The sequence below is a fragment of the Nostoc sp. UIC 10607 genome, from assembly GCF_047228265.1.
In the GTDB taxonomy this organism is placed as follows: domain Bacteria; phylum Cyanobacteriota; class Cyanobacteriia; order Cyanobacteriales; family Nostocaceae; genus Nostoc; species Nostoc foliaceum_A.
Map to the genome: position 1 here is coordinate 14209 of NZ_JBIQNW010000020.1, position 21649 is coordinate 35857.

The window sequence follows — 21649 nt, forward strand, 5'->3', positions numbered from 1 at the left end:
ATTTGGGACAAAATCCGTAAATTTCCCCATGTGAACGCTAGATGATCGGGAATACACTCTTCACTTAAGTATGTGAGCAGAGTGTAAAAAATTGAAAGGTAGATTTATTAGTAGCCGCAGTCATAGCAAAACCTGGATGTTCGCATGGTTACTAATTGCGGGAGTAAATGGAGTTGCACAAAAAGCAGTAGCACAAGAGTACACAAACACAATAACTACTCAGGAGTTAGAAGTTAGGAGCCAGGAGACAGAAGTTAAGAGTGATAATATTATTCCCTCATCTCCATCCCTCTCCCCAAAAGATCCGATGGCACAAGTTACATCGGTTTCTCAACTCAAAGACGTACAACCGAACGATTGGGCATTCCAGGCATTACAGTCTTTAGTAGAACGCTATGGTTGTATCGCCGGATATCCAGATAGCAGCTATCGCGGTAATCGTGCGTTAAATCGGTATGAATTTGCGGCCGGTGTGAATGCTTGTCTAGATAGAGTCAACGAATTAATCACTACAGCCACCAGCGATTTAGTCACCCGCGAAGATTTAGCAATATTACAAAAATTGCAGTCAGAATTTGCCCCCGAATTAGCAACTTTGCGGGGTCGTGTAGATAGTTTAGAAGCTAGAACCGCCGAAATCGAAGCTAACGAATTTTCAACAACAACCAAACTCAGTGGACTACTGATAGTTGGCATTCAAGGACGCACTAACAATCGTGGCGATGTTAATCCTAGAGATGGACAAAAAGATACAGATGATGCAGGGACAAACGTTAATGTTATGTCTCTGGCGCAGTTGTATTTAACTAGTCAAATCACTCCCAGTAGTTACTTGTTTATAGGTCTTATAGATGGAAAAGGTACTACTGCGCCGAGATTTACCAATAGTGTTTCCCGGAATGATGTTTTACTCGGCTATGAATTTCCTACAAATAGCTTGATTGTAAGTGACCTTAATTTTCATTGGCTAGTGACAGATAAATTAGCAGTGATGGTGGGAACGGAAGGCGTAAGTATGCCAGCTGCTTTCCGAGGCCCCAATCGAGTAGAAAGTGCTGCAACAGGACCGTTATCTTATTTTGCCCAAAGAAACCCTATTTTAAATATGGGATACGGTCACGGCGGTATAGCTATTGATTGGCAATTTGCTCAACGCGCTAGTTTGCAAGCAATTTATACTAGTTATCAACCAGGAAATCCCGGTCAAGGCAGCGGTTTATTTGATGGAACCACCACTACAGGCGTGCAATTGCTGCTGACACCAACCGATACTCTAGATTTAAGTTTGTATTACGTTAACAATTACTCCTCAGATGGTTGTTTACTAACCTTTGTTGGCGATGAATGCTTAACTTCAGTTAATACTACTACCGGAAAATCAGCACCCTTGCAAACCAACGCCGTGGGTGCGACTGTAACTTGGCAAATTTCTCCCCGCATTAGCGCAGGTGCGTGGGGTGGTTATACTAAATCTTACATTCCTGGGCGGTCTGGAAATGTAGAGACGACAAATTATATGGTGTTTCTGAATTTCCCTGATTTATTCGCTAAAGGAAATTTGGGGGGAATTTATGTCGGTCAACCTCCTAAAATCACCAGTAGCAACTTACCTTTAGGAAATAATGTCCCTGATTTTGTCAATACAGGTTTAGGACGTGCAGGTGGACAACCAGGGACAACCACTCAAATTGAGGCATTTTATCGTTTCCAGCTAACAGACAACATCAGCATTACACCAGGAATAATTCATCTCTTGGAGCCTGGTCACACACCAGATAGTGACTCAGTTACCATCGGGATTCTGCGGAGTACTTTTACTTTTTAATTTCGCTTGCACATAAATATTATTTAACTTATTGAACTTAAATATTTACAGATGTTTATACCCAATTGGACGCAACATACAATGAAAATCTCTTTTTAAATATCCTATACTCAATCCCCTATAAACCATGCTCCATTTTCAATGGATATAAAAAAGGTTTGGCTCATGGCCAAACCTCTATATAAATCCAGTGCATAACAACATCCCGAATTAATTTACTCATTATTATATTCATAGGGCATCTTCCCATAGGATGTGTGCAAATATCCTGAAACCTGATAGAACATTACCTGAGTATCTCTGAATACTAAAATAAAAAATTAATCTGCCATAGGCTAGAGGCTACGACAGATTTATTGAGATGTTAAAGTTAGTAAAATAGTTAGAAAGATTTTTACTTCCAGAACTTGCATTAAAGCGATTTTTCCAACTAGCAAGCAAAATAAAAGACGGGATGATTTATCCCGTCTAAATAGCTTGGAAGTGGCAATACACCTTGGACTCTGGAAAAAATAGCACAAATAAAATTCAATAGGTTGTAAGGCTAGCAAATAATATGAACAAAAAGAATGCTCGTTTAGTTGACTCTTAATGTTTTAATCATTTGCATTCTAGTAAATCTAACATAGTTTGATTGTAATGTAATGCCAAAATGCCAAATAATGAGCAACAAAAAAGACGGGGGTTAGCCCGTCTCCTGTATAATAAGTAAAACATCTTGGTAATTTCTGCAATATATCAAAATACTTTAATCACAATCTGCCAAATTGCCAAATACTTACCAATAAAGCATAAATATTAATTTCTCTGTAGTTGGATATTTTTATCAGCTATAAATTTTGCTCTCGCCAAAAAATAATAGTTACTCAAAGGGTCTAGTTATGAATTGCAACAAGAGAATATAGTTTTAAATTGTGGTTAATTAACGTGAATCCGACACCTCATATCGTGTCTGTTTAATTAGCCCAATCAATAGACCTCTCCTTGGTTTTACTAAACAAAACCTTCCCTCTCCGAATTGGAGCTACGGTGTATACACAAGTAGACCCAGAGCCAGTTTCCAGGCGAAAAAGGTGGATTTCTCTCGTTCCCATGCTCCGCATGGGAATGGATTATTAGGGGCTGCCGCCTCCAGTCAGATATTGAGTCAGAGACTCAATGAATGCATTCCCAGTCGGAGACTGAGAAGGAGTCAAGCCTTATCAAGCTAGGTTTTTAAGACTTGTGTGTACACCGTAGCCGAATTGGAGAGGGGCTGCCTTGAACCTTACTTAAAGGCAGGGAGAGATTCGTCGAACTCACGTTGTTCAGATAATTGCTGCATAGTTAGCCAATCAAAATTAGCCCCACAATATAAGTAGTGTGTCATTCCTTATTAGTATCAAATTAAGTCAAAAGACGGGAGAAAATCTCATTTCCAGAACCTAAAAAGGAAATGCTGCCTACATCATTTTTGCCGCGAGTCACGTAGGCGGAGGTTAGCCTCTTAATGGGCATTCCCAGTCTCAGACTGGGAACGAGGCAATTTCTCAAAGATTTGTCTAGTCAGGCTTTTACTTTATTTACTGTTCTCTATATTAACCACCGGCAACAGCGGGGACAATACTTACTTCATCACCATCTTTAAGTGGTGTATTTATACCTTCTAAATAGCGGATATCTTCGCTATCTACGTAAAAATTTACAAACCGACGTAGCTTTCCTTCTTCATCGCACAATCGGGATTTAATACCAGGAAAGCTTTGTTCTAAGGAGTCCAACAATTCAGCAATGGTGCTACCGCTGGATTCTAGAGTAGCTTGATTATTAGTCAAATTCTGAAGAGTCGTAGGAACTAAAACTGTTACAGCCATAGAAGTACAAAGTTAAGAGTGAGGAGTTAGGAATACGGTTAAAAGTTAGGAGTCATGAATAAAAAACTCATAACTCATAACTCCTAACTAAACGAGGACTTGTTGCCATTCCAAGCGATCCAGAGTACGCGATCGCTCTAGCGCACGTTCAAAACTATCGAGTTTGGCATCAATAGTCAAGGGTTCACCAACATAACCTTGGATTGCTTCTTGGGTTTTCAGACCATTGCCGGTGATGTAAATCACGGTAGTTTCATCTGGATCAATTTTGCCAGCTTCTACCAGTTTTTTCAGAACCGCCACGGTTGTACCACCAGCCGTTTCTGTGAAGATACCTTCGGTTTCTGCCAGCAACTTGATGCCATCAATAATTTCTGCATCATTAACTGATTCAATGTTACCACCAGTCTTCTGAGCTAGCTCCACAGCATAAATGCCGTCTGCTGGGTTGCCGATCGCTAAAGATTTAGCAATTGTATTCGGTTTAACTGGTTTAATAAAGTCACGTCCTTCTTTGAAGGCTTGGGCGATGGGTGAACATCCTTCCGCTTGAGCACCGCTGAAACGGACTTTCTTATTTTCTACCAAACCAACTTCTACAAATTCTTGGAACCCTTTATAGATTTTGGTAAATAGTGAACCAGATGCCAAGGGAGCAACAACATGGTCGGGTAGTTCCCAGCCTAGTTGTTCAGCTACTTCAAAACCTAGCGTCTTAGAACCTTCAGAGTAATAAGGCCGCAGATTAATGTTGACAAAACCCCAGCCATGTGTGTTAGCAACTTCCGAACAGAGACGATTTACTTGATCGTAGTTGCCCTTGACGGCCATCAGGGTGGGACTGTAGATTAGGCTACCTAGAATTTTACCGGCTTCTAAATCTGCGGGGATGAACACACAGCAGTCTAAACCGGCGTGAGCTGCGATCGCAGCTGTAGAATTTGCTAAGTTACCAGTGCTAGCGCAAGAAACAGTTGTAAAACCCAACTCCCGCGCCCTGGATAGAGCAACTGACACCACCCGATCCTTGAAACTAAGGGTGGGCATATTAACGGCATCATTTTTTATATAAAGCTTATTTAAACCCAGGCGACGGGCAAGACGGTGGGAACGAACTAAAGGAGTCATGCCAGTTCCCACATCTATAACATTGTCGGTTGCGACAGGCAAAAAGGGACGGTAGCGCCAAATTGAATTGGGCCCGGCTTTAATTGTTTCACGAGTGACAGTCAGACGTAGGGCACTGTAATCATACTTGACTTCTAACGGCCCAAAGCATAACTCACAAACATTACTGGCTTTGAGTTCATATTCCGCACCACATTCCTTACACTTCAAGGCTTGAAAGTAGGCAGTGCTGGCTTTGGTTTGGGTTGTGATTGCCTGAGTCATAAACTAGCTTTCCCTGTTTGTCTGTCACTGTCGACTGATAGTAACACGAGCAAAAATACCAGTCAAACATACCCGACAATTTTTGTCGGGTATGTTTGGTATTGAAAGGGATGATTTTTGTAAGCCTTTGATACAAGTAAGCCCCGTATCAAGCATTTACACTTACTCATTTATTGTTATAAAAAAATAAAATAGCCTTAGATAGGCAGTAATAACACTGCTAGAGAACATGATGAAATTGCATTTAAACTATGAGTAAATTACATTTATTTAAATCACTATTCCATTTAAGTGATCTAGACAACTTAGTCACCCTTCTATTTTTTATCTAAATGGCTCCACAAGGTAATATGCATAGCATGACAGCAAAGATTCAAAAGCTTTTCCAGATATAGGTTTTAATGCTTTTAGCGTCTGATTAAATCGCTAAAATTGCTATGTGTGTTGCCAAAATGAAGTTAATTTTTCAGTTTTGATGCACTCATTCATAGCTAGAGAAGTTACTTATTTATACGGAAGATTTTTTCTGCTATAAAAGCTACATTGCTATTTACATCGACAATTCAGCAAAATACAGTAATAAATTACACATATTTGCGATTGCCAGCCTTGAGTCTCAAGGGTAAGAGTAAAACAAGTAGGCAAGATATTTCTGCTTATTGCCTCAATGTAGTTTTTAAGGAGTGTCAATAATTTATTCAAATATACGCTCCCCGAAACATTAAGGTTTTGCGGAGATGTAATCGGTAATTCTTTAAGGAATTGCCGAACTTTATCCTGTCTCAAAACCCAAGATAAAAGTTCAGCAAATAAACAAACTACTTCTATGGTAAATCGAAATAAATCTGTCAACCAGCAGCGTAAACTTTATCAATCTCTAGTAGCAACAGCATTGTTAACTGGTAGCCTTTTCCAATTTCTCGCACCTGTATTAGCTGACGGAACTACTGCGGGTACATCTATCAGTAACACCGCAACAGCGACCTACGAAGATCCCAACAGTCCAGGGACAACTATAAATGCCACTTCTAATACTGTCGTTGTCACCGTGGCAGAGGTTGCTGGTATTACCGTCACTGCGTCTGGTGTAACAGATGCCACTTCTAGCCCTACTAATACAACAGTTCAGGTTGGCGACTTACTAATCTACACCTACACTCTGACCAACGTAGGTAACGACCCAAGCAAATTCCACATTCCTAACCAAGCAACAACAACTGGGCCGGGTACAGTTTCTGGCGCATTACCAAATGGTGGTACAGTTAACAGCCTGCAATATAGCACCGATGGCGGTCAAACTTGGACAAACGTTCCTCAAGGCGGTGTAGATACACCGTCAGTTCCAGTTGGTGGTACTGTACTGGTGCGTGTGCCAGTTACTGTAGAAGCTGGTGCTCAAACCAACGACATCATTACCGTTACCCTTGGTAATACCCCTGGTGATGCTCAAAACCAACTGCGGAGTCCTGATGGTGGTGACGTGTTCACTGTAGATAATCCCGATATTGGTATTACTGGTGAAGTACCTGGGGCACCAGTTAATGGTACACGGGAAGCTAGCGCTACTGAGCAAATTAAGGTTGGTTTAACGCTGAAGACCTACGCTTTAGCCACTATTCTCAAGATTCGCAGTGGCTATAACAATGCTGGCACGGCAGCGATTACAGATGATAAGCTGACCTACGATTTGAGTTTGCGAGTTGAGTCCAATGATCCCACGGGGCAGGGAATTACACCAGCAGCTTTGACGGGTACAAGCATCAATGTTGATGGTGTTGCTGGTAACTATATCTTGGTTTCTGATGCGATTCCTGCGGGTACAGATTTGGCAGTCGCACCAACGGCACCTCCTGGTTGGCGAACTGTCTATACCATTAATCCAGTTGCAACTGATGCTAATACAGCTAGTTGGACTACGACAGCACCAGCCTCTCTGTCCTCAGTCACTCGCGTTGGTTTTATCAATAATCCAGCGATTATTACTTCTATCGCTCCTGGTACAACGGTAAATGGCTTCTCGATTCAGCTAGCCGTTGAATCAACTGCATCTTCACCCTTAACCATCGCTAATATCGCCCAATTGTTTGGTCAAACACCTACCAATAATTTCCCAGTATACGACGAATCTGGTGACCAAAATCCCAGCAACTACGAAGGTTCTCCAGGTAGTATGACACCTCCTCTGGGTACAGATCCCAATGGCGATGGTGTTCCGAATACTTTACCGCCTGATAACGTTGATGATGGCTATATTAATATTCCAGGATCTCCAGAAACTGGGACTGACACGGGTAACAACAACAGTGGCACTGGTACTGGTGGTGAGGCGAACGTCTTCACAGTGCAAGCACCGGTTGCTTCTGCGATACTCAACGGGCCGCAGAATGCCCCGGATGCTACTGGGCCATCGGGTCTGACCAACGATGATTTCACTAACAAATCTTCTCTGGTTCCTGCCGGTACAGCACCTGGTAGTACACTTGATCCACAGTCAGTTGGTTTCACTAATACAGTTAAGAATAGTGGTACTGACCCAGGGGTTTTGAAGATAGAACCAACACTACCAGCAGATTTACCGAATAATACGAAGGTGACTATTACCTATGGTAGTCAGTCTGCTGTTTATACCTACAATAATGGAGCCTTTACAACACTTGGTACAGCAATTACAATCCCCAACTTTGCTCCTGGTGCAAGTATCAACTATGGCGTAGAAGTTGATTTACCTACAGGTACGCAGTTATCTACTGATATTAGCAAAGGCTTCCCAGTACCCATAACTGCTTCTATTGATAACTACACGACCGATAGCAACGCTGATGGAATCAAGGATACTGGAAACGATAATACCTTTGATTCATTTAACATCACTATTGATCGCGTGTATACTGGCTTCCTGAAATTGCTGAAAGTGTCGCGAGTCTTACAAGGAACTGGGCCTGTAGTTCAAGGGAATGATGGCACATTCAGTACCGATGCGAAGAAGCCTGCACCAGGAAACATTATTGAGTACCAAATTCAGTACACAAATATTTCCGAGCCTCAATCTGGAACCGGGAATGTGATTTTGAATGCTGACAAAGTTGTGATTATTGAAGATGGTACGCAAAGCCCCAACAATTGGGCGCTAGACAACGATAATAACACTCAAATTGATACTAGTAATATTGTTGGTTCAGCTAAGGATTCTGGGGCTGCAACCATCCAATTCTTCAGTGGTAATCCGGCTAATAGCTCTGGCATCGACCAAACCGGAATTACGGTAAACACGGACATTACTAAGTATGTGGATACTGTAACTGGCACGATCGCACCGGGTATTCAAAGAACATTTACCTTCCAACGCAAGGTGAACTAATTCGTTTGATCTCACTCCCAACCTCTCTTTGCTTGCAAAGAGGGGAGTGACTCTTTTTAAGTACAAGCAGGGAAAGATAAGTCAATAATCAACATTCTGGAAGTTTTTGAGGTTATCTATATGAGGCGTGTTTCTCTTTCAGGTTTAGGAGCGTTCGCCTTTGGCGTTGGTGGAGCGATCGCACTGATTGCTACAGTTCCATTTCTCAGTCAAATTTCGGGAATTGCAAATGTATGGCATTCAGGAAGTGCCGTTGCTCAGAATATCAAAACTCAAGGGCAAATTCAATTGCGCTTAGAAGCAGAAAAGCAAGTGGTGGCTCAAGATCAGCAGGGTAAGCAAAGCCAGAAATGGGAACCTTTGAAAGGTGTGGTGCGACCAGGAGATGTGTTGCGATATACCTTGACTGGCGAAAATAAGAGCGATCGCCTAGTGAAGAATTTGACTCTTAATCAGCCTATTCCCAAAGGAATGGTATACGCACTGAAATCTACAAATGTGACTAATAATGGAAAAATTACTTACAGCATTGATGGTGGGCGTAGCTTTGGAGAAAATCCCACTGTTAAAGTTACTCTTCCTGACGGCAAAGTGGAAACTAAACCAGCACCTGCCATTGCTTACACCCACATCCGTTTACAGGTTCCGTCAGTTCCAGCAAAGGCGACGGTCAAGGCGACTTATCAAACCCAAGTACGCTGATTGAAATTGGGATCGTTCTTTACCTTTTCTACTAAGGACAACCCTCACGCAACATTTAAGAAATCAAATCGGATTGATGTAGCGGTGGACTTTTAATAATTTTGAATTTCTACAAATAAATAAGTGTTTTTCTTAACAAGAAGCTTGGCATCCCAGAGGAGATATGTTCAGTGAGCTGTCCTCAAAACCAAAAGCAAATTACTTCTAGCAGTAGCTGGTGGCGACGGTTAACAGCTACTGTTCTTCTGGGAAGTTTTTTGCATAGTACTATACCTATACCAGCGATCGCACAACAGACTAACAATCTGGCTGCGTCTTTGCCATTAATAAATCAAGCTACTTATACTTATACAGACTCTGCTAGTAATTATAAATATCAAGGAAGTTCTAGTCAGATCAATGTTAGTCCTAGCCCATTAGTTGACCCATTAGGAAGGATTCTAGGTTGCGCTGGCACAATTTTACCTGACTATACAGGTTTTTCAGTTGGGGTATACGAACCTAACTCTAGTGATCCAACTGGGACAGAATTGGGTAGCTTGGTTGCTTTGACTCGAACAGAGTTACCAGATATTCCTAATAACAACGTTCCTGGCGGTAAATCACCAAATACTGAGAATAGTAACCCTTACTTTGTTACGAATAACCCTGCGGGTGTCTACAATTTTTTACTCGATCCGAATAAGGGTCAAACTGATCCAGGTAAAACCTACATTTTTGTAGTTAATCCACCACCGACTTCTATCTATAAACAACGACGCGTCAAAATTGAAATCCTTGCTAGCAGTGGCACACAAGGTAATGGTGTCGTGCGATATGTCGCTACTTCTTTAGATGGTCAACCAATCAGTCTCACAGGCGAAACTAGGGTAGAGCAAACAGTTGTTTTAGTTCCCAATGCAGAAGTTGTGGGACTGGATTTATTAGCCTTTGAATTCACCACAAATTTGTGTCAAGCCAATCAGTTGCAGATTATCAAAACAGGCGATCGCGCTGCTGCTGAACCTGGAGATACGGTAATCTACCGCCTGTCGGTAAAAAATCTCGCTGATGCTGGTTTGAATAATATATTTGTCACCGACGATCTACCTTTAGGATTCAACTTCTTGCCTAAATCTGTACGGGGAGAGTTGGATGGTCAACCAGTCACTATCACCTCAGAACGGAATGGTAACACCGTGACATTCCGCACAGACGTAACGATTCCCACAGAGAAAGTCCTGAATATTGCCTACGCTGCTCAACTAACAGCCGATGCGCTGCGTGGTAATGGTCGTAACAGTGCGATCGTTAATGCCCAAAGAGCTGATAACCGTTTTAGTACCAAAGATGGGCCTGCAACGCACCAATTGAAAATTCGTCCAGGAATCGTTTCTGACTGTGGGACGATTATCGGTCGGGTGTTTGTTGATAAAAACTTTGACGGTGAACAACAGCGTGGTGAGCCTGGAGTCCCCAATGCCGTGATTTTTCTGGAGGACGGGAACCGCATCACTACAGATCCTAACGGTTTGTTCTCCTTAGCCAATGCCTTACCTGGATACCACACTGGTGTACTAGACCTCAGCAGTGTAACCGGTTACGCCCTAGCTCCCAACCAAAAATTCCGCGAACGGAATAGCCAATCTCGCTTGGTGCATTTAGAGCCTGGTGGCTTGGTACGCATGAATTTCGGTGTTACCCCCACATTTCAGGAGCCAGTCAAGAAATGAAACCCAGACTGCACTGTGCAACTACATTAAACCTGAGATTGATGGGGGCGATGCCGATAATAGCTCTCAGCCTCGTTTTGTATCCTGCGATCGTCAAGGCAGAAATCACCAGTGAAAAGGAGGTTTTCACTGATTCTCCTTCGCAACGAGACAAGGATGTGGAAAACCCCTCTCCTAAAAGGGGAGAGGCTTTGAATTCTTCTCTTTCCATGCAAGGGAAGGGGGATGAGGGGTTAGGTTTCGCTTTGGTTGTTGCAGATAACGTGAAAAATCAGGTCGAAGATCAAGCCGATCAGACACCAAGTACTGATATTTCAAGGCCAGATGTACAGCCAAGTGAAACGGAAATACAAGCATTTCAACCAGCAACTTTTATTGATTTGCCTAGAGGCTTACGCAAAATAGCAGGAATCAAGAATGACAGAAGCGAAGACACAGAGACACAGTTTCAAGCTTCTCCAACGGAAATACAAGCATTTCAACCAGCAACTTCTGTTGATTTACCTAGAGGCTTACGCAAAATAGCGGGAGTGGACAAGGAGACAAGGGAACAAGGGGTGAATGAAAATCTTCCCGCGTCTGTCACTCCCATCTCCACAGCAATCAAAATTCTGACTCCGACGGCTGACAGTGTTGTAGATGTACAAGCTACCACGGTGATTGTTCAGTTTCCGTCTGGTAGTCAAGTAGAATTGCGGGTAAATAGCGCGTTGGTAGATTCTTCCTTAGTGGGACGGACGGAAACTGATGCCACCACCAACTTGGTAACGCAGACATGGTATGGTGTCTCGTTAAAAGAAGGCAATAACACCATCTCTGCACAAGTAATTGGAGGAACAGAACCCGCTGTAACGGTGCAAGTCGCAGTCCGGGGAGCGCCACAGCAACTAACCTTAGAAACAGTTGAATCCCGTATCCCGGCAGATGGACGTTCTACGGCTACAATCCGGGGTCAACTCATTGATGCAAGTGGCAACCGCTCTAATCGTGATGCTGTTGTTACTTTGATACCCACTACTGGGGAGTTGGTCGGGAAAGACTTCAAACCCGATGAACCCGGATTTCAAGTGGAGGCGAAAGGGGGACAATTTACAGCGATTTTGCGATCGCAGCTAAAAGCGCAAACTGTCACAATTCGGGCGATCGTTAATGATTTAGAAGCCTTTACTCAACTGCAATTTGAAACAGCACTACGTCCGAGTTTGGTGACAGGGGTCATAGATTTACGTTTGGGCGCTAGAGGTACAAATTATTACGGTAGTTTCCGTGATTTCCTCCCTCCTGACAAAGACAACGGAACGCAATTAGATTTTCATTCAGCAATATTTGCCACTGGTGCGATCGGGGAATGGTTGTTTACAGGTGCATATAACAGTTCTCGCAGCCTGAATGAGGATTGCAACTGCGATAATCGCCTGTTTAGAACTTATCAATTCAGTGAGCAAAACTATCCTGTCTACGGCGATAGCTCAAAAGTTGATGTGGTCGCTCCTTCCATTGACAGTTTCTTTCTACGTTTTGAGCGTTCAAGTCGTATCCCCGGATCTGATCCTGATTATGCCATGTGGGGTGACTACAACACAGAAGAATTTGCGCGGCGATCGCAGCAATTTACTTCTATCACCCGTCAACTCCACGGTTTTAAAGCTAATTACAACTTAGGAAACCTACAAATAACAGGTTTTTATGGCAACAACTTAGAGGGGTTTCAACGGGATACCATTGCTCCCGATGGTACTAGTGGTTATTACTTTCTCTCTCGCAGAATATTACAACCAGGTAGTGAAAATGTCTTTATCGAGTTAGAAGAACTCAATCGTCCTGGAACTGTACTAGAACGCAAACAGCTTAACCGAGGCCCAGACTACGAAATCGACTACGATCGCGGTACATTAATATTCCGCGAACCGATTCTTCGTACCGATATTGACAAAACTGGACAAGTGTTAGTACGTCGGATTATTGTTAGCTATCAATATGACAGCACAGACTCTGACGGCAATATCTATGCTGGTCGTTTGCAATATAATCTTTCTCGCAAACTTAACCAGGAAAGTTGGATAGGAGCAACTTACGTTCAAGAAAATCACGGAGTGCGTGACTTTCAACTCTACGGCGCAGATGCGCTGATAGCTTTGGGTGACAAGGGGAAGTTAATCGCAGAATATGCCCATTCCACTAATGATTCTGATGTTGTGGGAAAGGTCAGCGGTGATGCGTATCGCTTGGAAGCTGAGGGAGAAATTGCCAATGGTATTCAAGGTCGTGCCTATTATCGCTTTGCTGATACGGGCTTCGCTAATAATGCCACTATTAGCTTTGTCCCAGGACAAACCCGTTATGGAGCACAGGTTACAGCTAAACTCACCTCAAGTACCAATGTTAGGGCGCAATACGACCACGAAGACAATTTTGGGATTGCTCCCCAACCACTAGACACCTTTGAAGAACTGTTTGCACCCCGTTATGAGTCCATACCTGGGAGCAAAGTTGATAATTCGCTGACAACGATTACTGCTGGGATTCAACAACGCTTAGGTAGCGCTACCTTTGATGTGGATTGGATTCATCGCCATCGGGAAGACCGCATCTCTACTAACGCCCTGAGTAGTAATTCTAATCAATTGCGTTCGCGTTTCACAGTTCCCATTGCTAAAAATTTGACTTTCCAAGCCCAAAATGAACTGAGTTTATCTTCCCAAAAAGATACAGTTTACCCAGACCGTACCATCTTAGGTTTGAATTGGGCAGTAATTCCTGGTGTCAGCGTCAGTTTAGCTCAACAGTTTTATACTGGCGGTCAATTTTCGGGTAATTCCATCACCAGCTTAAGTGTTAATGGTGAACACAAACTCGGTACTGATACAACCTTGACTGGTCGTTACTCAATTCTGGGTGGTGCTAATGAACTTACTACCCAAGGCGCAATTGGTCTAAATAACCGTTGGACTATTGCTTCAGGATTGCGGCTGAACTTAGCTTACGAACACGTATTTGGCAACTTTTTCGGACGAACTGCGGCGGGTCAACAATATGCCCAACCCTACGCCTTTGGTCAAGCAGCATCTGCGATCGGTTTTGATGGTGGTGATAGTTACAGTGTTGGGCTGGAATACTCTGATAATCCACAGTTTCAAGCCAGTGCTCGGTACGAACATCGCTCCTCTTCTAGTGGTAGCAATACAGTAATTACCGCAGGGGCGGCAGGTAAAATTTCTCCGGCTCTCACAGCTTTGGTACGCTATCAACAAGCAAACTTTTCCAATCAAAAACTTTCAGGATTGGGAGATACCGCTAACCTAAAGCTGGGTTTAGCTTACCGCGACCCCAATAGCGATAAATTTAATGCTTTGTTGCGTTATGAATATCGCCAAAATCCGGCGATTATTCCTGAGACCATTCTGTTAGGCAGTGGTACGGGTTCCCAAGACCATACTTTTGCTTTAGAAGCTATTTACGCCCCTAACTGGCAATGGGAATTCTACGGTAAGTATGCTTTGCGTAACAGTACTTCTTATTTAGCTAACGATTTAGTTGGTACGAGTATGGTTAATCTGGGACAATTGCGAGCTACTTATCGTTTGGGATATAGCTGGGATTTAGTTGGTGAGGCTCGCTGGATTGGTCAATCTAATTACAGTGAGACAGGCTTTGTTGTAGAAACAGGTTACTATCTCACTCCTAATCTGCGCCTTTCGGCTGGATATGCTTTTGGTAAAGTTGATGACCGAGATTTTTCCGGGACACGTTCCGCAGGTGGGCCGTATCTGGGTTTAACAGTCAAGCTGGACGAATTGTTTGATGGCTTTGGACAGCAGAAGCCTGTGCCACGTCAGCAACCAGAATCTACGGTGCAGAGCCTGATAAAGAGATTACGAAAGTAAGTATTAGACAGACAAAGCTTGTTTGACTTCAACTGGTTCACCCGTCAAGCTAAAAGGACGAACTTCGGTAATTTTTACCTTTACTAGCTGCCCTTTCAATTCTTTGATGTCGCCACTGAAGAATGTCAAACGATTTCCGCCAGTGCGTCCCATCACCTGGGTTTGATCTTTAGGATTTTGGTCTTCTACTAAAACTTCTTCAATGCGTCCGAAGTAACGTTGCGATCGCTTGGCTACTTTCAAGTTTCCTAGATGATTGAGCCGTTGGAGGCGATCGCTTTTAATTTCTTCACTTAGCTGATTGTCCCACAGCGCGGCAGGTGTCCCTGGACGCGGCGAATATGCTGCTGTGTTCAACATGTCAAAGCCAATATCTTCCACCAGTTTCAGGGTATTTTCAAACTGTGCTTCTGTCTCCCCAGGAAAACCGACAATCGCATCGGCACTAATGGAAGCATCTGGCATATACCGCCGAATGGTATCGATGATGCGGCGATATTTTTCATGGGTATAACCCCGCGCCATCGCCTTTAAAAGTTCATTATCCCCAGATTGAAAGGGAATATGGAAGTGTTTGCAGACTTTGGGCAACTCAGCACAAGCCTTAATTAATCTCTCTGTAAAATAACGGGGATGGCTAGTAGCAAATCTTAGCCTTTCAATCCCCGGCACATCATGGACGTAATAAAGTAAATCTGTGAAGTTGTGCAGATGTCGACCTTCTGCTGTCGCTCCAGGTAAATCTCTGCCGTAAGCATCAATATTTTGACCGAGTAGAGTAATTTCTTTGTAACCTTGCCGTCCTAATTCTTCCATTTCAGCCCGGATAGCTGATGGTGTGCGAGATTGTTCCACACCACGCACATTAGGAACCACGCAATAGGTACAGCGTTCATTACAGCCGTAAATTACATTTACCCAAGCTGTTACCTTACTATCCCGTCGCGGTTGGGTGATATCTTCAATAATATGAACAGACTCGGTTGCAACAACTTGGTTACCCTCGAAGACTGACTCCAGCAAATCTTTGAGGCGGTTGGCATGTTGTGGCCCCATTACCAAGTCTAATTCTGGGACTCGCCGCAATAGTGCTTCACCTTCTTGCTGGGCAACACAACCAGCAACAATGAGCGTTAAATCGGGCTGCTCATGCTTGCGCTTCGCTTGTCTGCCAAGGTAGGAATATACCTTTTGCTCGGCATTATCCCGAATTGTGCAGGTATTGTAGAGAATCACATCTGCATTATTCGGATCTTCTGACCATTCAAAGCCCATGTCTTCCAAAACGCCAGCCATGCGCTCTGAGTCAGCTTTATTCATCTGACAACCGAAAGTAGTGATGTGGTAGTGGCGTTTAGAAGTGGTCATGGGGAATTCTGCTTAATCAGCGTAATGTATATAAGGTTTATTTTTATTCTAACCTGCGTAACGCAGTGTCTCCTCTCTACTCTCTGTCTCAGCCGTAGTCAATTCATCTGTAAATCACTGTAATATCATGTGGGGTGAATCAACCTGAGTAAAAATGTTCGTAGTCAGGACTTCAGTCCTGGTCTTGTTATGGGAATTGTGGCGGATATTATATAAATTACAATGCATTTTTTGCAACTTTATATACATAAAAATGGACTGATCAATGATAAATGCTCATATTTACGTTGTTGCTTAGTTAACCAATTAGAATGAGGTTATTCTTGAGCCTCAAAGTCAACTTTATCATAAATATCTAACAGAGAGATTTGAAATTGAATAGAGGATAATATTAGAATACTATTCTCTTCTTCATACTCTGAGAAAATCCATTTCTTTTCATCAGTTTTAGAATACTGTTCCACATGATTTTTGTACTGATCAATCAAAACATATTCTTGAAAACTGGGGATGGTGCGATAAGCCGCAAATTTTTCATCTATGTCATAGCTTCTGGTAGATTTGGATAGGACTTCACAAATAACTAAGGGATTAGTAATTGTATCTTTACGTCCCTCAGAAAATTCTAATGAACCTGCAACAACCATTACATCAGGATATGTATGAATTCGCTTTTTGGGAATCCATAGACGTTGATCAGCAACGAATACTCGATAAGGTTGTCGCTTCAAAGCAAAATTGAGGGTTGCACTCAGATTAAGAGCTATTTGGTTGTGATTTGGCGTTCCACCTGTCATAGGTATAATTTGACCATCTATATATTCATGACGATACTCGGAAATGACTTCTAGCTCTAGGTATTCTGTGGGAGAATAGTGGCGTTTTTCTTGTAATTGCATAGGGCAGGATTTTTGATTTTGCATTGACCAGATACCATTAATTATGTCTGATCAATGCGATTCGTTTTTACTGTAGCGTTGTTTCTTAAGGCAGAGGAACGCTAAGAGATTATTAGGCTGGGTTCCAAGTACCGTGAAAACTGTGGGGGATGACGCTGGGTAATCCTAGTTTGCAAACGGGTTCGGCATCCAGACGATCGCTATCAAATACCCAAACTTCACTACTATGAGAATTACCATCGTAGACAACAGTTAGTACCAAACCTTGTTCAGGGTTTTGGGTGTCTTGGGCATGGATGGGTTCTGAAGGATAACGATTTTCTCCTAAGTCTGCTTCAGTAAGGGTTTCGGTCTTGTGATCAAAACGAGCGATCGCATTTACTATTTCTTGGCTAATATCTGTTCCTGAACGGGATTTTGACATATATGTGTACCGGGAAGCTTGCCCCACGTTTTGCTGTGGTACATTCGGAAATTCGCAGTGTCCGTTGAAGAGTTGCTGAATTGACGTAACTTTGCCAGTTTGGGGATGCAGATGAACTCGTGTTAGTGTACTTTTAGCTGGGGTATGAGTCTCACCTGTAGCTACTTCCTTGAGATATTGGTTAGTTTGAAAATCTTCATAACGGGCGATATCCACAACCACTGAGCCGCTAGCATCTACATAACCATTACCAAAATGCCATTGGAACCAAGGTTCGGTTTCTCCACGACTGACTACAGATAAGGTTTGTCGATCAATAACTAAAATCTGAGTTCCTAATCTAGGTTGCCACTCTAGCGAATCACTATAGTTGTTTGTCCCTATTAGCACGGGTAAGATATTCAACCGCACTGGCGGAATGAAAAATACAATATACTGTCCTGCTAAAACAAAATCATGCACCAATGGTACACCTTCTAGCTGGTATGCGGCTTGTTGGATAATCCGGCCAGTCGAATCGCTTTTGTAAATATTTAACGTCGCATTTAGTCCAGCACTGATGCCAAAGTTAAAAATCTCCCCTGTTTGCTCATCACGTTTATAATGTGCGGAATAGTTTAATCCTTTAGTTAACCCCCCTAAATCATCTTCGCCCCAAGTTTCTAAAGTTTGTAAATCGAGGGCGTGGGGTTTACCACCTTCCCAGAGTGCCAAAAGTTTATCTGGAAGTGCTAGCACCGAAGTGTTAGCGGCATTCTTAATCGGCTTTTGCCATTGATTCCAAATTGGCCCTGGTGCAGTCATGCCATAATTACCGTAGAGTAATTTACCTGCTGCGGCTTCTTCTTGATAGCCAGAGGTTTGCACGTAGCGATAAACTCCGGTTGCAACTGCATCGGTAAAATTTACAGCAAGAATTGCTCCATCTCCATCAAACCAGTGTCCCATGTGAATGCCACCGCGTTCTAGCCGTGCGGGGCCATTGCGGTAAAGTGTGCCACGCAAGCCATCTGGAATTTTGCCAGAGATAATTGGCAGTTGGGTAGGGAAGAATTCTTTTGCCGGTTCTGCGATCGCACCTGCCCAAGCTCTTTTAGTTGACTTTTTCTCGATGGTATGCATATCTAAGTTTTACTTGATAAATTATCGATGTACATAGTTGCATTCTTACATTTTCATCTTTGTTGCAATTTTTTAACAATGCCTCTGAGTGTAGAGGGATAGAGGCTTTGGCAGGATATTACTCATTAACTGAGCTAGCTCATAGTAACTAATAGGAATAACCACTAAATTGAAGTCAATCAATATTCAAAGTGGATCAAGAAACTATGATTAGCCAACAAACAATAGATATCGTTAAATCTACAGCACCTACCTTAAAAAACAAAGGTCAGCAAATCACAACTCGAATGTATGAAATTATGTTTCAAAATCATCCAGAAATCAGAGAGCAATTTGATATGTCTGCTCAAGCAAATGGTTCTCAGCCTGCGAGGTTAGCTACAGCAGTTTATGGCTATGCTGCCCAGATTGATAATCTACCAGCGTTAAAATCAATGGTGGAAAAAATTGCTCATCGTCATGTGCAGACTCATGTTACACCAGAGCAATATCCTATTGTTGGAGGAAGTTTACTGCAAGCGATGAAAGATGTTTTAGGGGAAGCTGCTACAGAAGAAGTAATGGCTGCTTGGAGTGAAGCTTATGAGGCATTGTCTGAGGTTTTCATTCACAGAGAACATGACATATATGATGAAGAGAGAAAACAACTTGTGCATTCTTAAGGACAGAACTAAGTGTCATAACGACGGCTTAAGTGTTTTAAGACGAGGTGCTGTCTCAGAAAGTGGGAATTCTTCTAAATAAAGTTCCGTTGCTTCCCGCAAATTAGCGTAGGCGTAGCCCGTCGTAGACATCGCTTCTTCTATTGTCTCTCCTTGGCTGGCGGTTCCCACCTCTGGACATTCAGCTACATAAACATCCTCTTCCCAATGCAGGATTGCTGTAAAGGTTCGAGTTTTTGTATCCTTAGCCTGTTGTAATGAACTCATGGAGTGTTTATCTGGCTATCTTTTCATTTTTCTATTGTTACTTAACCACCTGGAACCAACAACATCCGCGCCTCAATCGCTTCCCAGGTTTGAGGCGACACCCGCACAGCTGCTTGTTTGCACTGGATGATGAGGTAATTGGCGTAGAGATAATTTCCCAGTACCATAGCTTCTTCCTTAGATAAGTTGACCATTTCTGAGCTAAGTTTGAAAGCATTGAGTAAGGTTTGTTGGAGTCGCTTAGAAAATACCCAACGCACTTCGTTGGGTTGTTTATCGTCAGGAATCAGAGCTTTCAGTGTTTCTAGTTGGGCAATCAGCATTGTAAAGTTGATATTATTGAAGATTTTTAATTGTTCAAATTGACGAGTATAGTCGATAGCTTCGGCGTTGGCGTTGACGATAGCATTGGCATAAGCACCAGCAATTACGTCAGCGCTTACGTAGGTTATAGCGATATCTCTGGTGTTCATGTAAGTACAGGCGTAGGCATCAGCGTAGGCATTGGTGTCACCGATGCTCATGGCGTAGGCATGGGCGATGCCGATGGCAATGGTATTAGCGTTGATGAGTGCAACTGCACGTTTACCCACAGGTTTAAAATCCCCTGGCGATCCAGCTGTTACATGTTCTGCCCAATTTAATAAAGCTTGTAACTTCGGTGTATTAATATACTTCTGTGCTTCCTTTTCCATCAACAACAGCAAATCATCTGCACCACCGCGCATTAACCCAGCTACTAACAAAAATACCTCTTTCCAACGTTCATCTACAAGATGTTCAGTGACTAACTTCTCAACTTGGCGATGGTCATCAATATATTGTGCTGTTAAATATTCCTGTAGCGTTAGATGAGAGAAGGAAAAGACATCCTCGGCGCGTTCTACTAAAATTCCTTGTTGAATAGCGATCGCATTCAGCACTGATTTCCCATCTAAATGCTGAGGTGCATTAAGATTACTTGCTAAAAATGTTTTGATTTGCTGAACAATATCGCGCTGTAAAAAGAATAGTCTGTCAGACTCAAAACCTGTATAAGCAATCTCTGATAGTAATATCTCTTCTAATTCTGTATGTAGTCCTTGATAAATCTCATCTCTGAGAATTCGCTTTTCTGATGCCCACTCTTCTAGTAATATCCGCAGTGCCTTCCGATAAAGAACACTGCGATTATCTGAAAAACTTTGGGAACGGTCATAAAATAAACACAGAAATGTCAACAATAAAGGTGTGTGCGCCAACTCTTTTGCAGCTTTATGTTCCGGTTTTTGCAGTAACTCCCAGCATTTATCGCCTGTCTTCGCCTGCTTGTCTGCTTCACAATGAAACCAGTTATAAATAAATTGCTGAATTTGGTTATCATCAAAGTCTGCCATTGCCACATCGCTAAAGCGACGAAAAGCGCTGCGATAAGCCGCAGTGCGACAGGAGGCAATGAAACGATTTTGATCATACTTGTCAACAAAGTTTTGAATTTCGCTAATTGCCTCAGTCAAGTTTTTTGTTGGTACTTCATCCAAACCATCCAGTAAAATTAGTAATTTACCTTCTTCTAAAGCTTTGGCTGTAAATTTATCTGAAGATGGAAAGCCACAAATACGAAACTCTTCAGCAATAAACGTTTCAATATTGATATTGCTGGATGCGAACCTTTTTAATTCGATAAAAACTGGAATGCAGGCATGTTTAAATCCTCCTTTTTTACCTTTGAGCGCTTCTAGTCCCATCTTCCGCACAAATGTAGACTTTCCTGCACCAGGCCCACCAAGTACCATCAGATATTGTTTATCATTAGCAACTTTAATTCCTACTTGTTTTTTACCATCTTGAGATTGAAACCTTCGGCTTCTAGCTTGGCGATAGACTTCTTCTAAATTCTCAATAGATTCAAAACTACGGATAGCATCATCACCTAAAAACTGTACTGCTGTATAGACCGATTCCAGTTTGACATGTTCACGCATTCCTAATACTTTAAGAATGCCATGCCGTTCTTCGTAGTTCTGGACATATTGTTTTGATGCAGTAAAAATTATCTCCCTAGTTTTTTCGTCCAGGGTTTTACCAAATATTCCTAGAACCTTACCGCCACCTCCCCAAAGGATTTGGAAAATCGGAACTGCTAAACCGCTAACGGCTTGTGCGGCTAAAGATTCTATTCCTGTCATAAGATTATCAGTT

The 21649-nt window shown here is 42.5% G+C and carries 13 protein-coding genes; 6 read left to right on the top strand and 7 right to left on the bottom strand.

The annotated features are described in order from the left end of the window. Positions 1-136: 136 nt before the first annotated feature. The gene (locus tag ACEYW6_RS18150) at positions 137-1825 is read left to right on the top strand and encodes an iron uptake porin (RefSeq protein WP_412980823.1); all 1689 of its coding nucleotides are present in this window, start codon (positions 137-139) and stop codon (positions 1823-1825) included. A gap of 1577 nt (positions 1826-3402) precedes the next feature. Here ACEYW6_RS18150 and ACEYW6_RS18155 read toward each other — a convergent pair. Further along, a complete protein-coding gene (locus ACEYW6_RS18155) occupies positions 3403-3678 on the bottom strand; it encodes a MoaD/ThiS family protein (protein ID WP_190901029.1) in 276 nt (91 codons plus the stop codon). An 87-nt stretch (positions 3679-3765) separates the two neighbouring features. After that, complete coding sequence (thrC, locus tag ACEYW6_RS18160) at positions 3766-5070, bottom strand: threonine synthase (protein ID WP_190901028.1); 1305 nt, start codon at positions 5068-5070, stop codon at positions 3766-3768. Positions 5071-5896: 826 nt separating this feature from the next. Here thrC and ACEYW6_RS18165 point away from each other — a divergent pair. The 4 genes from ACEYW6_RS18165 (at position 5897) to ACEYW6_RS18180 (ending at position 14726) form a co-directional block, all read left to right on the top strand. Then, a complete protein-coding gene (locus ACEYW6_RS18165; RefSeq protein ID WP_412980824.1) occupies positions 5897-8428 on the top strand; it encodes a beta strand repeat-containing protein in 2532 nt (843 codons plus the stop codon). Between the two features lie 120 nt (positions 8429-8548). Beyond that, positions 8549-9130 (top strand): hypothetical protein, encoded by a 582-nt coding sequence (locus ACEYW6_RS18170; RefSeq protein ID WP_412980825.1) that lies wholly within the window; start codon positions 8549-8551, stop codon positions 9128-9130. A gap of 170 nt (positions 9131-9300) precedes the next feature. Continuing rightward, positions 9301-10842 carry a hypothetical protein gene (locus ACEYW6_RS18175; protein WP_412980826.1) on the top strand — a complete coding sequence of 514 codons (1542 nt, stop codon included), beginning with the start codon at positions 9301-9303 and terminating at the stop codon, positions 10840-10842. Next, complete coding sequence (locus ACEYW6_RS18180; RefSeq protein WP_412980827.1) at positions 10839-14726, top strand: TonB-dependent receptor; 3888 nt, start codon at positions 10839-10841, stop codon at positions 14724-14726. The genes ACEYW6_RS18175 and ACEYW6_RS18180 overlap by 4 nt, the downstream gene beginning before the upstream one ends. Before the next feature lie 3 nt (positions 14727-14729). Here ACEYW6_RS18180 and miaB read toward each other — a convergent pair whose 3' ends face one another. From miaB to ACEYW6_RS18195, 3 genes are all read right to left on the bottom strand, one after another. Next, on the bottom strand, positions 14730-16094 hold the full coding sequence (gene miaB / locus ACEYW6_RS18185; RefSeq protein ID WP_412980828.1) for a tRNA (N6-isopentenyl adenosine(37)-C2)-methylthiotransferase MiaB: 1365 nt from the start codon (positions 16092-16094) through the stop codon (positions 14730-14732). A 317-nt stretch (positions 16095-16411) separates the two neighbouring features. Continuing rightward, positions 16412-16993, bottom strand: a complete 582-nt coding sequence (locus ACEYW6_RS18190; RefSeq protein WP_412980829.1) for a Uma2 family endonuclease — start codon at positions 16991-16993, stop codon at positions 16412-16414. A gap of 112 nt (positions 16994-17105) precedes the next feature. Further along, positions 17106-18539: a carotenoid oxygenase family protein gene (locus ACEYW6_RS18195; RefSeq protein WP_412980830.1), complete on the bottom strand. Its 1434-nt coding sequence runs from the start codon at positions 18537-18539 to the stop codon at positions 17106-17108. A gap of 191 nt (positions 18540-18730) precedes the next feature. Here ACEYW6_RS18195 and ACEYW6_RS18200 point away from each other — a divergent pair, with 191 nt between their 5' ends. Then, positions 18731-19201, top strand: a complete 471-nt coding sequence (locus ACEYW6_RS18200; protein ID WP_412980831.1) for a globin domain-containing protein — start codon at positions 18731-18733, stop codon at positions 19199-19201. Between the two features lie 15 nt (positions 19202-19216). On the opposite strand, the gene ACEYW6_RS18205 is transcribed toward ACEYW6_RS18200, so the two are convergent. Then, the gene (locus tag ACEYW6_RS18205) at positions 19217-19468 is read right to left on the bottom strand and encodes a type II toxin-antitoxin system HicB family antitoxin (protein WP_412980832.1); all 252 of its coding nucleotides are present in this window, start codon (positions 19466-19468) and stop codon (positions 19217-19219) included. 41 nt (positions 19469-19509) lie between these two features. Beyond that, positions 19510-21636 (bottom strand): NACHT domain-containing protein, encoded by a 2127-nt coding sequence (locus ACEYW6_RS18210; RefSeq protein ID WP_412980833.1) that lies wholly within the window; start codon positions 21634-21636, stop codon positions 19510-19512. Positions 21637-21649: the final 13 nt, after the last annotated feature.

Excerpts from the sequence above, each read along its gene's own strand:
- ACEYW6_RS18150 (WP_412980823.1), top strand. The coding sequence starts at position 137 with ATGTTCGCATGGTTACTAATTGCGGGAGTAAATGGAGTTGCACAAAAA.
- ACEYW6_RS18155 (WP_190901029.1), bottom strand. The coding sequence starts at position 3,678 with ATGGCTGTAACAGTTTTAGTTCCTACGACTCTTCAGAATTTGACTAAT.
- thrC (WP_190901028.1), bottom strand. The coding sequence starts at position 5,070 with ATGACTCAGGCAATCACAACCCAAACCAAAGCCAGCACTGCCTACTTT.
- ACEYW6_RS18165 (WP_412980824.1), top strand. The coding sequence starts at position 5,897 with ATGGTAAATCGAAATAAATCTGTCAACCAGCAGCGTAAACTTTATCAA.
- ACEYW6_RS18170 (WP_412980825.1), top strand. The coding sequence starts at position 8,549 with ATGAGGCGTGTTTCTCTTTCAGGTTTAGGAGCGTTCGCCTTTGGCGTT.
- ACEYW6_RS18180 (WP_412980827.1), top strand. The coding sequence starts at position 10,839 with ATGAAACCCAGACTGCACTGTGCAACTACATTAAACCTGAGATTGATG.
- miaB (WP_412980828.1), bottom strand. The coding sequence starts at position 16,094 with ATGACCACTTCTAAACGCCACTACCACATCACTACTTTCGGTTGTCAG.
- ACEYW6_RS18190 (WP_412980829.1), bottom strand. The coding sequence starts at position 16,993 with ATGCAATTACAAGAAAAACGCCACTATTCTCCCACAGAATACCTAGAG.
- ACEYW6_RS18195 (WP_412980830.1), bottom strand. The coding sequence starts at position 18,539 with ATGCATACCATCGAGAAAAAGTCAACTAAAAGAGCTTGGGCAGGTGCG.
- ACEYW6_RS18205 (WP_412980832.1), bottom strand. The coding sequence starts at position 19,468 with ATGAGTTCATTACAACAGGCTAAGGATACAAAAACTCGAACCTTTACA.
- ACEYW6_RS18210 (WP_412980833.1), bottom strand. The coding sequence starts at position 21,636 with ATGACAGGAATAGAATCTTTAGCCGCACAAGCCGTTAGCGGTTTAGCA.